We start from the raw sequence: 12847 nt of genomic DNA, 5'->3' as shown, positions 1-12847 counted from the left end.
GTGGCGGTCGCGGTGAAGACGGCGGAGCCGCTCCCGGTGGTCCCGGCGGTGACCGTCACCTTCTGCGCGGTGTTCCAGTTCGCCGGGGTGAAGATGAGCTCGGGAGGCGTTGCGGCGAGGTCGGTGTTGCCCGAGGCGCGGGCCACGCTCACCGTGACGTTTGCGGCCGGCTGCTTGGAGAGCTTCAGGTCGAAGGTGCCCGTCTCCCCGCGGCGTACGGAGAGCTGTGCGGGGGTGGCGACGAGCGCCGGGCCGGCGGCGACGGTGATGCCGACGGGGGCCGACTCGGCGGAGGGGCCGAGGCTGTCGTAGGCCTTGGCGTAGAGGGAGGGGGAACCGGCGGCGAGACCGGCGGCGGCGAAGGTGAAGGGCGCGGCGGTGTCCGTGCCGAGGAGGGTGGTGCCGCTGTAGAACTCGACCTTCCCGATGGTGGCGCTGTCGGCGGCCGCGGCGGTGGCGGCGAGCGGGACGGGGGTGCCCGCCGTGCAGACGGCACCCGCAGTGGGGCTGGTCATCACGGCGACCGGGGGCTGGTGGCCCCCGGTGCACGAGGTGCCGTTGACGGCGAAGGAGGTCGGGGCGGAGTTGGTCCTGCTGTAGCCGAACTGGCCGCCGGCGGTGACGGCCGCGCCGGCGGCGACGGTCTTGTTCCAGTCGAGGCCGTGACCCTGACCGTCTTGCCGGACTGGGACCAGGTGCCGTTCCAGCCGTTGGTGAGCTGCTGGTTGCCCTTGTAGGCGTAGGTCAGGGTCCAATCGTCGAGCGCGGTGGCGGACCGGTTGGTGAGAGTGAGCTCGGCGGTGAGGCCCGAACCCCAGTCGTCGGTCTTGCAGTCGACGCTGCACTGCACCGCCGTGGCCGCGGCACTGCCGGCGTCGGCGGCCGTGAGGCCCAGGGGAAGGCTGCGGGAGAAGGCCGCGGCAGACGCGATCAGCAGCCTGCTTCGTCCGTGAAGTCCGGGTGGGGGGATGTGCCGACATGCCGATGGTTCTCCTCGCGGCTCGGGGAGACGGGTATGGGCAGAAACGATTGCGCACAATCTCTGAACCAGTGGGAGCGCTCCCACTGTGCAGACGCGGCGCGGCGGCGTCAAGACGCGTGAAGAGCCGAAAGCATTCCGCGGGAAATTCACCCAACCCCTCTTCTACTTGGCGCCAGTTGGCGCTACGGTCTGGCCCCACCAGTGGGAGCGGTTCCATCAGTCGGCGCGGCGCCAGGGCGCACCTTGCTGCAAGGACTCGCTCATAGACATCCCCGCGCCTTTCGGCGCAACTCGGCGGAGCAGCGCTGACCTTGCGCGACGGCGGTACCTGCCGGCATCGAGCCACGAGGTCGCCGGCATGCAGGACCTGGTGGTGGCCGCGTGCATGCGACCGGGGCCCGCAGTTTCCTGCCGGTTCCCGCGATCGCCTACCACGACCCGAGCCAGTGGCTCACCCCTTCCCCCACCCTCGCCTCGGTCGCGGGCCGGGTCCCCCCGGTCGCGGACGAGATCGACGAGCACACCTGCGGACACGCGTTCACCGACCGCGCCACGGCCCGGTTCCGACGACCGCACCCATCCGTACGACGGCACGCTCCCCGCACAACGCCACACTCCCCCGATTCAGCACATTCATCGTATTCGACACCGGGCTGCGCGACCGCCTGCGCACCCTGAACCGAAAGGCACCCCACGAAATGAGCCGCACCATCCCCCGCACCGCCCTCTTGGCGGCCCTCAGTCTCGTCACGGCCGCCGGCGCCACCGCCACCGCGTTCGGTACCGCGGCCGGCGCCGCCACCGCCGGCTGCAAGGTCGAGTACCAGATATCGAACCAGTGGAACACTGGGTTCGGGGCCAACGTGATCGTGACCAACACCGGTGACCCGGTCGCCTCCTGGACCCTGGAGTGGTCCTACGCGAACGGCCAGCAGGTCACCCAGGGCTGGAACGCCACCATCACCCAGTCCGGGGCCGCGGTAACCGCGAAGAGCATGTCCTACAACGGGTCGCTGGCCACCGGCGGTTCGACGTCCTTCGGGTTCAACGGTTCGCACAACGGCACGAACGCCGTGCCCACGACGTTCAAGCTCAACGGCGTCACCTGCAACGGCGCCACCGACCCGACCCAGCCCCCCACCACACCGCCCACGACGCCGCCGACCACGCCTCCGCCCACGGGCGGCAAGGCCGACAACCCCTACGCCGGCGCCAAGGTGTACGTGAACCCCGAGTGGTCCGCCCATGCCGCCGCCGAACCGGGCGGTACCAGGGTGTCCAACCAGCCCACCGCCGTCTGGCTGGACCGCATCGCCCTCGTCACCGGCACGAGCGGCACGATGGGTCTGCGCGATCACCTCAACGCGGCCCTGACACAGAAGGGCAGCGGCGAACTCGTCGTCCAGCTGGTGATCTACAACCTGCCCGGACGGGACTGCTCCGCGCTCGCCTCCAACGGCGAACTGGGCCCCACCGAGATCGACAAGTACAAGACGCAGTACATCGACCCGATCGCCGCGATCCTCGCCGATCCGAAGTACGCGGGGCTGCGGATCGTCACCACCGTCGAGATCGACTCCCTGCCGAACCTGGTCACCAACGTCTCGGGCCGGCCCACCGCCACCGCCAACTGCGACGTGATGAAGACCAACGGCAACTACATCAAGGGCGTCGGCTACGCACTGAACAAGCTCGGCTCGATCGCCAACGTCTACAACTACCTGGACGCCGGCCACCACGGCTGGCTCGGCTGGGACGACAACTTCGGCGCCTCCGCCGAGATGTTCAAGCAGGCCGCGACCGCTGAAGGCTCCACGCTCTCCCACGTGCACGGCTTCATCGTCAACACCGCCAACTACAGCGCACTGAAGGAGGACAACTTCAAGATCGACGACTCCGTCAACGGCACCTCCGTGCGCCAGTCGAAGTGGGTCGACTGGAACCGCTACACCGACGAACTGTCCTATGCCCAAGCCATGCGCACCAAGCTGGTCTCCCTGGGCTTCGACGCCAGCATCGGCATGCTCATCGACACCTCCCGCAACGGCTGGGGCGGCACCGCTCGGCCCACCGGACCCGGTGCGCTGACGAGCGTCGACACGTACGTCAACGGCGGCCGCTACGACCGGCGCATCCACCTCGGCAACTGGTGCAACCAGTCCGGCGCCGGCCTCGGCGAACGACCGCAAGCGGCCCCGGCCGCCGGCATCGACGCCTACGTGTGGATCAAGCCCCCGGGCGAGTCCGACGGGGCCAGCAAGGAGATCCCGAACAACGAGGGCAAGGGATTCGACCGGATGTGCGACCCCACCTACACGGGCAACGTACGCAATGGCAACAGCATGTCGGGAGCCCTCCCGAACGCACCGCTGGCCGGACAGTGGTTCTCCGCCCAGTTCCAGGAGCTCATGAAGAACGCCTACCCGGCACTGTGACACGCCGCCGGTGAACGACCCGGAGCCGTACGGAACCGTCTGGATACCGTACGGCTCCGGGCCGTACCGCACTCAGGGTCTCGGCTCTCGGCTCTCCGCTCTCCGCTCTCCGCTCTCAGGAGGAATCCCGCACGATCAGCTCCGTCGGAAGGACCCGACGTGGCTCCTCCCCCGCCACGGGACCGCCCTCGGGACTCTCTGCGATCTTCTGGAGCAACAGCCGGGTCATCGTCCGGCCCATCTCCTCGATCGGCTGGCGCACGCTCGTCAGCGGCGGGTCCATCAGCCGGGCCACCGCCGAATCGTCCACCCCGACCAGCGCCACGTCCTCCGGGACCCGCCGCCCCGCCTCACGCAGCACCCCACGCGCACCGGCCGCCATCACATCCGACGCGGCGAAGACCGCATCCAGCCCGGGATCACGTGCCAGGAGCTCACGCATCGCCAGCCGTCCGCCCGCCTCGGTGAAGTCCCCGGCCGCAACCAGCGACTCGTCGGGCAAGATCCCCGCCTCGGCGAGCCCCGCACGGTAGCCGCCCAGACGCGCCCGGGCCACGTACATGTCCAACGGCCCGCTGATCGTCGCGATCCGGCTCCGGCCCTGCCCCACCAGGTGGGCGACGGCCGCCCGGCCCGCACCGATGTTGTCGGAGTCCACATAGGCCACCGGCTCGGCCTCCGAACGCCGCCCGTTCATGACGACCGGCACCCCCAGCCTCGCGATCCGGTCGGGCAGCGGGTCATCACCATGCACCGATGCCAGCAGCACACCGTCGACCCGCTGCGCGGCCAGATACTGCTCGAACCGATGCCGCTCCACCTCCGTACGGACCAGCGTGAGCAGCAACTGCTTGTCCGCCTCGGCCAGCTCGGCGCTCACGCCGCGGATCAGGTCGAGGAAGTACGGCTCCGAGAACAGCCGGGCCTCGGTCTCCGGAATGACCAGGGCCACCGCGTCGGTCCGGCTGCCGGCCAGCGCCCTGGCCGCCTGATTGGGTACGTACCCGAGCTCTGCGACGGCGCGGGCTACGGCGTCCTTGGCCCGCTCGCTCACCCGCGGCGAGCCGTTGATGACCCGGGAGACCGTGCCCCGGCCGACACCGGCCAGTGCCGCGACCTCGTCCAGAGTGGGCCTGCCGCCCTGCCGTCCGCTCACGCTCTTGAACTCCCCTCGTGCGCCATGGCACTCCGCGCCGGGCGCGAGCCCGGCCGGCTGACCAGGTATGACGGTGCACCCGCCCGTAGCCGAGGACCACGTTACGCCGACCACACATGGGAGCGCTCCCACACTACTCTCAATCCCCTCCCGACACCATGGTCACGTACACACCAGGCAAGGGAAACACCCCTCCAGCACGGCCCGCATTCCAGCAGGAAGCCGCACGCCCCAGAGTGCCTCAGCGTAATAAATTCGTATTCATCTCTTGACACCCGCACCCGCCAAGCAGCAACCTTCCGGCAACACGTGGGAGCGCTCCCACTTCACGGTGCGACCACGACCTTCACATCAGGTGCGGGCGGGCCCCTGGTCCAGCCGCGAACGGCCCGCCGGGCTCCATGACGCACCACGAGCAGCCCCTTGGACGAGGAGAGTGGAATGCGTACTCCCAGCAGCAGACACGGACGCGGACGCCGCACCGCGATCAACGCGATCGCCGCGGTCGCCGTCGTGGCGGCCGGTACGGCCCTGCTCACCGGCTGCGGCGGTGACAGCGCCACGGGCAAGGGCGACGGCGCAGCCGACGGCGAGCAGATCACGCTGCGGATCGGTACCTACGGCTCCTTCGGCTACGACGATGCGACCGGGGCCAAGCTTTACGCCGAGTACACGAAGGCGCACCCGAACATCAAGATCGAAGAGTCGAACGTCGCGGACGGCCAGAAGTACTGGGACACGCTCAAGCTGCGTCTCTCCCGCGACAGCGGTCTCGCGGACATCCAGGCCCTGGAGGTCGGATACATCGCGGAGGCGACCGGGCCCGCCTTGGCCGACAAGTGGGCCGACCTCGGCAAGACCGGCGGCGCGGACCTCAGCGGGTTCCTGGACTGGAAGGTCAAGCAGGCCACCACGGGTGACGGCAAGGTCATCGGCCTCGGTACGGACATCGGTCCGATGGCCATCTGCTACAACAAGGACCTGTTCGCCGCGGCCAAGCTGCCGACCGATCGGGCCGAGGTCGCGAAGCTGTGGGCGGGCGACTGGGCGAAGTTCATCGCCACCGGCGAGAGGTACAAGACGAACGCCCCGGAGGGCACCGCCTTCCACGACTCCGCGAGCGGTCTGTTCAACGCCGTGATCTCCAGCGAGCCGGTGCAGTACGCCAACGCCAAGGGCGAGCTGGACTACGCGAACAGCCCGGGCGTGAAGAAGGCGTGGGACATCGCCGTGGCGGCGGCGAAGGGTGAACTGACGGCGAAGCTCCGCCAGTTCGATGAGAAGGGCACGTGGAACGCGGCGTTCAAGAACTCGAGGTTCGCCACCGTGGCCTGCCCGAGCTGGATGACGGGCATCATCAAGGACCAGGCGGGCCCGGAGAACCAGGGGAAGTGGGACATCGCCGCGCCTCCCGTGACCGGGAACTGGGGCGGCTCGTTCCTCGCCGTCCCGAAGTCGGGCAAGCACGCCAAGGAGGCGGCCGAGCTCGCCGCCTGGCTCACCGCTCCGGCCCAGCACGCCAAGGTCTTCGGCGTGAACGGCAACATCCCCTCCTCCAAAGACACGTTGGCCTCCCCCGTCGTTCAGGACGCCAAGCTGCCGTACTTCGGCGACACCCCGGTCGGCAAGATCTACTCGCAGGCCGCGGCCGGCATCACGCCCGTTCCGATCAGCCGCTGGGACGGCCAGGTGAAGACCTTCCTCACCGACAACGGCATCCTCGACATCGAGCAGCGCGGCACCGACCCGGCCAAGGCCTGGGAGAACGTCAAGAAGCTGGTCGCCGACAAGATCGACCAGTAACGGGGCAGTGCGAGGGGCCGCCGCCGCCCGCTACCTCCCCGCGGGTGGTGGCGGGCCGTCGACCGTCCGCACCACCGCATCACTGCACGCATCGACCTGGAAGGAAGCCCCCGTGGCCACCTCCGTACGGGCGACGGGTGGCGGCTCCGCGCCGCCCGCCGCACAAGCCGCGGGCTCCAGCGCCGGCCCCGGCTCCCACAGGCAGCGGCCGTCCGGCCGGAGCGGTTGGCGCAGCACGCTCTACCGCCTCGATCTGAAGGCGACTCCGTACGTCTTCATCGCCCCCTTCTTCCTCACCTTCGCCGCCTTCGGGCTCTTCCCTCTGATCTACACGGGCTGGCTCTCGCTCCACCGGGTCGAACTGGGCGGCAGCGCGCAGTGGAAGGGAATGGAGAACTACAGCGCCCTGGCGACGAGCGAGTTCTTCTGGAACGCGCTCGCCAATACCTTCACCATCGGCGTGCTCTCGACCGTTCCGCAGCTGCTCATGGCCCTCGGCCTGGCCCATCTGCTCAACTACCGGCTGCGCGGCCGCGGCTTCTTCCGTGTCGCGGTCCTCGCCCCGTACGCCACCTCGATCGCGGCGGCGACGCTCGTCTTCGCCCAGCTCTTCAACACCGACTACGGCCTGATCAACACGGTCCTCGGCTGGCTCGGCTTCGACCCGGTCGCCTGGGAGTCCTCCAAGTGGCCCTCTCACATAGCGATTTCGGTGATCGTGACCTGGCGCTGGACGGGCTACAACGCCCTCATCTACCTGGCGGCGATGCAGGCCGTGCCGCAGGACCTCTACGAGGCCGCGGCGTTGGACGGGGCATCGCGCTGGCGCCAGTTCCTCAGCGTGACCATCCCCTCGATCCGGCCGACGATCCTGTTCACCGTCATCGTCTCCACCATCGGCGCCACCCAGCTCTTCGGCGAGCCGATGCTCTTCGGCGGCAGCGTCGGCATCAGCGGCGGCAGCGGAAACCAGTTCCAGACCCTGAGCCTGCTCATGTACGAGAAGGGGTGGGTGACCGGCGCACTGGGCCAGGCCTCCGCCATCGCCTGGGTCATGCTGCTCCTCCTGCTGCTCATCGGTGGCATCCAGGCCCTGATCACCCGCTCGAACCACGACCGCGACCGTAGGCGCAGTCGCGCCGGCCACCTGCGCAAGAAGACGGGGAGCTGAGCCCATGGCCCACGCACTCGACCCGACGACCACGGCCAAAGCGCCGCGCGCCGGCCGTTTCCGCCAGTCGGCGGGCCGCCAGCACCATGCGGGACCACTGACCTACGTCCTGCTGGGCCTGGCAGCCCTCGTCTCCCTCTTCCCGCTGTACTGGAACCTCGTCGCCGCCTCCCATTCGGGCGAGCGCGTCGTCGAGGCCCCGGCCCCGCTCCTGCCCGGTCCCCGGCTCTTCGACAACCTCTCCTTCGCCTGGAACCAGGTCGACATGGGCGAGGCACTGGTCAACACCACGATCGTGGCCGGGCTCGTGGCCCTGTCCACCGTCCTGTTCTCCACCCTGGCCGGCTTCGCCTTCGCCAAGCTGCCGTTCAAGGGCCGGGGCGCCATGCTGACGCTCGTGGTGGCGACCATGACGATCCCGCCACAGCTCAGCGTGATCCCGCTCTACCAGGTCATCACCGATCTCGGCTGGGTCGACCAGCTCCAGTCGGTCGTGCTGCCCTCGCTGGTCGCCGCCTTCGGTGTGTTCTTCATGCGCCAGTACCTCCTCGAGGCGCTGCCCGTGGAGCTGGTGGAGGCGGCCCGGATGGACGGCGCACACAGCCTGCGCATCATCTGGCACGTGGTGTTCCCGGTGGCCCGGCCCGCGATGGCGGTCCTCGGGATGCTCGTCTTCGTCCAGGCCTGGAACGACTTCTTCTGGCCCTTCATCGCCCTGACCCCCGACGGGAACCCCACCCTGCAGGTCGCCCTGGCCGGCCTCGGCGCGGGCAACCACACGGTGGACCAGGCCGTCGTGCTGACCGGCGCGCTCATCTCCACCCTGCCGCTGCTCCTGGTCTTCGCCGTCCTCGGCAAGCACATCGTGGGCGGCATCACCGCCGGCGCCGTCAAGAACTGACGGCGTCGTCGAGGACGGACGGCCCGTCGATGAGTTCGCCCCGTCTTCCGGCACCGCTTCATCCGGCACGACTTCATCCACACCTGCGTTGGGAGCGCTCTCCTATGACCGCGTCCGAGACCCGGCCACTCACCGCCGCCCGCACCTTCCCGTCCGACTTCCTGTGGGGCACGGCCACCGCCGCCTATCAGATCGAAGGCGCCGCCCGAAAGGACGGCCGAACGCCATCCGTCTGGGACACCTTCTCCCACACCCCCGGCAAGGTCTTCGAGGGACACACCGGCGACGTGGCCGTCGACCACTACCACCGGTTCCCCGAAGACGTCCGCCTCATGTCCGAACTGGGCCTGGGTGCCTACCGGTTCTCCGTATCCTGGTCACGCGTCCAGCCGACCGGCCGGGGCCCCGCCGTCCAGAAGGGCCTCGACTTCTACCGCCGACTCGTCGACGAACTGCTCGCGGTCGGCATCACACCCGCCCTCACCCTCTACCACTGGGACCTGCCCCAGCACCTGGAGGACGCGGGCGGCTGGCCCGAGCGCGCGACCGCCGAACGGTTCGCCGAGTACGCGGGCCTCGTAGCCGATGCGCTCGGAGACCGGGTGAAGCGATGGACCACGCTCAACGAGCCCTGGTGCAGCGCCTTCCTGGGCTACGCCTCCGGCGTCCACGCTCCGGGCCGCACCAACCCGGTCGCCGCCCTGCGCGCGGCCCACCACCTCAACCTCGGTCACGGCCTCGCCGCCCGGGCCCTCCGGGCCGCACTGCCCGGGGACGCTCAGCTCGCGGTCTCCCTCAACCTCCACGCGGTCCGCCCCCTGACCTCCTCGCCCGAGGACGGGGAAGCGGCCCGCCGCATCGATGCCGTCGGCAACCGGATCTGGCTCGGCCCGATGCTGGAGGGCGCCTACCCCCAGGACCTGTTCGCGGACACCGCGCACCTGACCGACTGGTCCTTCGTCCAGGACGGCGACTCCGCCACGATCCACCAGCCCCTGGACCTCCTCGCCGTCAACTACTACACCCCGACGGTCGTCTCGCATGTGGCGCCGGGCGACCAGAAGCCGCAGGACGACGGCCACGGCAACAGCGAGCACTCTCCCTGGCCCGGCGCGGACGACGTCGCCTTCCACCAGGCACCGGGCGAACGCACCGCGATGGGCTGGCCGGTCGACTCCGGGGCGCTCTACGACCTGCTCACCCGCACCGCCGCCCGCTATCCCGGCCTGCCGCTCGTCATCAGCGAGAACGGCGCCGCGTACGAGGACGAGATCGGCCCCGACGGCACGGTCCATGACCCGCAACGCGCCGCCTACATCCACGCCCACCTCGAGGCCGTACACCGGGCGATCACGGACGGGGTGGATGTACGCGGCTACTTCCTCTGGTCACTGCTCGACAACTTCGAGTGGTCCTACGGCTACGCCAAACGGTTCGGCGCCATCCACGTCGACTACGGCACTCTGCAGCGCACACCCAAGTCGAGCGCGCACTGGTACGCCCGGGTGGCCCGGACGGGACAACTGCACGCTCCCGGTGACGCGTAGCCCACGCAAGCCTCACCGTTCCGCGGTGGACGTGGGGAAGGCGTCCTACGTGTCGCGGCGCTCGGCCTGTGGCGATCGGGGAACACGGCGCCCGGTCAGATGAATGGCCACAGCTGGTCGCCGGCGCCGTTGTCGTCCCAGAGGACGGTCTGGGCTCCCACCCCCTGGACCTGCCCGAGCTCCCGTGGCCGCTCTCCCCCAGTCCTGCCGAAGAGCGGCGGGACGACTTCGACCTCGCCGAACTGCGACCGTCCTGGATCTCCCTGCGCGACCGGCTCGCCGAACACTGCACCACCAAGGAGCGCCCCGGCTGGCCGACCCTCCGCGCGCGGGGCAGCTCCCTGGACGAACCCGGCGTGGTGTTCACCGGCCGGTGCCAGCTCGCGTGCCGGGCGCGGACCCTGACCGACCCGTCGGAAGGGCGCGGCGGCCTTGCCGTCCGGCTCGACGAGCATCACCACTACGCGATCGAGGCGTCCGGCACGGAGGTACGGGTCCTCGCGTGCGTCGGCTCCCTGTCCACGGTCGTGGCCGCACGCCCCCCCGGTTCACCGTTGGGCTGCCCTGGAACATCGACGTCGTCACCAACGACGGCCCGACCGACTGGACCCCCTACCAGGAGAACAAGGCGTTCTCACCCGGCTACCCGAACGGCACGATCATCCTGGCCCCCGAGTTCCTCAACGTGCTGCGCGACGGGGAACCGGCGACGCTGGTCTTCCACTTCTACCGCGGCGCCACCGTCGCCTACCACGTCACCAAGTCGGGAAATTCGGTCACCGGCACGGCCTCCTGACGCGCCGCCATCGCCGCGGCCGCCCGGCTCCCCCGGGCGGCCAGGGCACCCAGAGGAGCCCGTCGAAGCGCTTCGACGGAGAGTTGGACACGCACCCAGGCTGACGCTAGGGTCGGCGTGCAGCGCACGACGTAAACGATGACGCGGGCGCGTCGAAGCGTTTCACGAGGCTGGGAGAGCTGGATGGTAACCCTCGCCGAAGTCGCCCAGCACGCCGGAGTGTCGGCGAGCACGGTGAGCTATGTCCTCAGCGGCAAGCGGTCCATCTCCGCGGGCACGCGACTGCGGGTCGAGCAGAGCATCCACGAGCTGGGGTACCACCCGAACGCGGGCGCGCGGGCCCTGGCCAGCAGCAGGTCGAACATCATCGCGCTGATGGTTCCGCTGCGCACCGACATGTATGTGCCGGTGATGATGGAGATCGCCATCGCGGTCGCCACGACGGCCCGGACGCACGGGTACGACGTGCTGCTGCTGACCGGCGAGGAAGGCCCCGACGCCGTCCGCCGCGTCACCGGCAGCGGGCTCGCCGAGGCGATGATCCTGATGGACGTCGAGCTCGACGACGAGCGGCTGCCGCTGCTGCGCGGCACCGACCTGCCGTCCGTGCTGATCGGGCTGCCCGCCGACACCTCAGGGCTGACCTGCGTCGACCTCGACTTCAAGGCCACCGGCGCGTTGTGCGTCGAGCACCTGGCGATGCTCGGCCACCGCGACATCGCCGTCATCGGCGAGGCCCCCGCGGTCTACGAACGGCACACCGGCTTCGCCGAGCGCACCCTCGACGGGCTGCGGTCCCGGGCGCGGGACTTGGGCATCAGGATGCTGCACCGGCCGTGCGGGGGCGGCTACGACGCGATGGCCGTCACCCTCGCACGCATCCTCGACGAGCGTCCCGACACCTCGGGGTTCGTCGTGCAGAACGAGCAGGCGGTCGAGCCGCTGCTCGCCCTGCTGCGCCGGCAGGGCCGCGCCGTGCCCGAGGACGTGTCGGTGGTCGCGATCTGCCCTGACCAGGTGGCCGTCCAGGCCTCGGTGCGACTGACGTCGGTTTCCATCCCCGCGCAGGAGATGGGCCGGCACGCGGTGGAGCGTCTGGTCGCCAAGCTCGACGGCCGCGGCACGGACGAGGTCGTGCTCATCGCGCCCGAGTTGACGGTACGGGAGAGTACGGGGTCGGCGCCCTCCGCCGCCTCCTGACGCCGACAGCCCTCGGTCCGGCGTTCCGGGGAGATTCTGAGCGCCCTGGGGGCCGAGACCGAGCGCGCCCCAGGGAGATGCGGTCCCGCCTCGGCCCTGATGCCAGGTCAGCCTCCGCTGACCGTCAGGTGTTGGTCGTGAAGTTCTGCCCGCCGGACGACGGGGTGATCTCATAGCCGGGCATCCAGCCCTTGGTGTGCGCGATCCAGTTGAGGATCGGCTTCACGTCCACGGTGCCGGAGTTCGAGTCGGACGGGCCGACGACTCGAGCATGTGCGTGGCGGTACGGTCGCCTGCCAGGAGGCGGTCCTGGAGCGCAGGGGGTCCACGGCCAGCCGGCGCCTCTCAGGAAGCCGTCCAGGCGTCCTCCCGGCGGACGGCCGCATGCGGCTCCCACGGGCCGTGGACGGAGCCGTCGATCGCGGTCATGGCCGGAGAGCCGCCACGGCGGCGTAGCGGCCGACGGTCACCCGGTCGGTGACGGCCGCCCCCGTCAGGAGGTCGCGGTGGGTGCCGGGCACGTCGACGGTCACCGGCTCGAGGCCGTGGTTGAGCACGAACAGCACGCCGCCCCGGCGGACGGCCTCGACCTGCTCGGGGAGGCCGTCGAGCACCGGCCGGACGCTCGCGGCGGAGGCGGACCGGGCCAGCGCGCCGCGCAGCGCCTCCGGCTCCGGGAGCGTGGAGACGTACCAGGCCCGGCCCTTGCGCAGCACAGCGGGGAGTCCGTCGAGTTGGCCGCCCTTGTACCGGACCGTCTCCTCGGCGGTGCCGTCGGCCTCCAGCTCCTCCGACCACAGCATGCCGTGGAAGCCCTCGCAGGTGACAGTCTCCCCCGCCTCCAGCGGCCACCACT

Annotated in this window: 9 protein-coding genes and 2 pseudogenes; 8 read left to right on the top strand and 3 right to left on the bottom strand. The window is 70.2% G+C overall.

The window, feature by feature from the left end; all coding sequences use genetic code 11:
• Positions 1–2 precede the first annotated feature (2 nt).
• Positions 3–937 (bottom strand): annotated as a pseudogene (locus tag AB5J51_RS38670) (cellulose binding domain-containing protein); the annotation flags it as partial.
• Positions 938–1680: 743 nt separating this feature from the next.
• Here AB5J51_RS38670 and AB5J51_RS38665 point away from each other — a divergent pair.
• Positions 1681–3417, top strand: coding sequence for a glycoside hydrolase family 6 protein (locus AB5J51_RS38665; RefSeq protein WP_053788212.1), 1737 nt, complete (start codon positions 1681–1683; stop codon positions 3415–3417).
• Between the two features lie 115 nt (positions 3418–3532).
• Here AB5J51_RS38665 and AB5J51_RS38660 read toward each other — a convergent pair whose 3' ends face one another.
• Entirely contained in the window at positions 3533–4573 is a 1041-nt protein-coding gene (locus AB5J51_RS38660) for a LacI family DNA-binding transcriptional regulator (RefSeq protein WP_369779942.1), read from the bottom strand.
• 441 nt (positions 4574–5014) lie between these two features.
• Here AB5J51_RS38660 and AB5J51_RS38655 point away from each other — a divergent pair, with 441 nt between their 5' ends.
• The 7 genes and pseudogenes from AB5J51_RS38655 (at position 5015) to AB5J51_RS38625 (ending at position 11991) form a co-directional block, all read left to right on the top strand.
• A complete protein-coding gene (locus AB5J51_RS38655) occupies positions 5015–6376 on the top strand; it encodes an ABC transporter substrate-binding protein (protein WP_369779941.1) in 1362 nt (453 codons plus the stop codon).
• A gap of 112 nt (positions 6377–6488) precedes the next feature.
• A complete protein-coding gene (locus AB5J51_RS38650; RefSeq protein WP_369779940.1) occupies positions 6489–7547 on the top strand; it encodes a carbohydrate ABC transporter permease in 1059 nt (352 codons plus the stop codon).
• Between the two features lie 4 nt (positions 7548–7551).
• Complete coding sequence (locus AB5J51_RS38645) at positions 7552–8448, top strand: carbohydrate ABC transporter permease (protein WP_369779939.1); 897 nt, start codon at positions 7552–7554, stop codon at positions 8446–8448.
• A 104-nt stretch (positions 8449–8552) separates the two neighbouring features.
• Positions 8553–9995 (top strand): GH1 family beta-glucosidase, encoded by a 1443-nt coding sequence (locus tag AB5J51_RS38640; RefSeq protein ID WP_369779938.1) that lies wholly within the window; start codon positions 8553–8555, stop codon positions 9993–9995.
• Between the two features lie 68 nt (positions 9996–10063).
• A pseudogene (locus AB5J51_RS38635) lies at positions 10064–10441 on the top strand (glycoside hydrolase family 43 protein); the annotation flags it as partial.
• Positions 10442–10497: 56 nt separating this feature from the next.
• Positions 10498–10791, top strand: a complete 294-nt coding sequence (locus AB5J51_RS38630; RefSeq protein WP_369779937.1) for a hypothetical protein — start codon at positions 10498–10500, stop codon at positions 10789–10791.
• Between the two features lie 183 nt (positions 10792–10974).
• Positions 10975–11991, top strand: coding sequence for a LacI family DNA-binding transcriptional regulator (locus AB5J51_RS38625; RefSeq protein WP_369779936.1), 1017 nt, complete (start codon positions 10975–10977; stop codon positions 11989–11991).
• Positions 11992–12416: 425 nt separating this feature from the next.
• Here the strand turns inward: AB5J51_RS38625 and AB5J51_RS38620 are convergent, their stop codons facing one another.
• Entirely contained in the window at positions 12417–12836 is a 420-nt protein-coding gene (locus AB5J51_RS38620) for a Beta-galactosidase C-terminal domain (protein WP_369780391.1), read from the bottom strand.
• Positions 12837–12847 lie beyond the last annotated feature (11 nt).

Source organism: Streptomyces sp. R33 (genome assembly GCF_041200175.1).
Classification (GTDB): Bacteria; Actinomycetota; Actinomycetes; order Streptomycetales; family Streptomycetaceae; genus Streptomyces; species Streptomyces katrae_B.
Note: the sequence above shows the minus strand (reverse complement) of the source record. Positions and strands in the feature narration are given on the sequence as shown.

Bases quoted from the DNA above. Each gene is read 5' to 3' on its own strand.
- AB5J51_RS38655 (WP_369779941.1), top strand. From the start codon at position 5,015: ATGCGTACTCCCAGCAGCAGACACGGACGCGGACGCCGCACCGCGATC.
- AB5J51_RS38625 (WP_369779936.1), top strand. From the start codon at position 10,975: ATGGTAACCCTCGCCGAAGTCGCCCAGCACGCCGGAGTGTCGGCGAGC.
- AB5J51_RS38645 (WP_369779939.1), top strand. From the start codon at position 7,552: ATGGCCCACGCACTCGACCCGACGACCACGGCCAAAGCGCCGCGCGCC.
- AB5J51_RS38640 (WP_369779938.1), top strand. From the start codon at position 8,553: ATGACCGCGTCCGAGACCCGGCCACTCACCGCCGCCCGCACCTTCCCG.
- AB5J51_RS38665 (WP_053788212.1), top strand. From the start codon at position 1,681: ATGAGCCGCACCATCCCCCGCACCGCCCTCTTGGCGGCCCTCAGTCTC.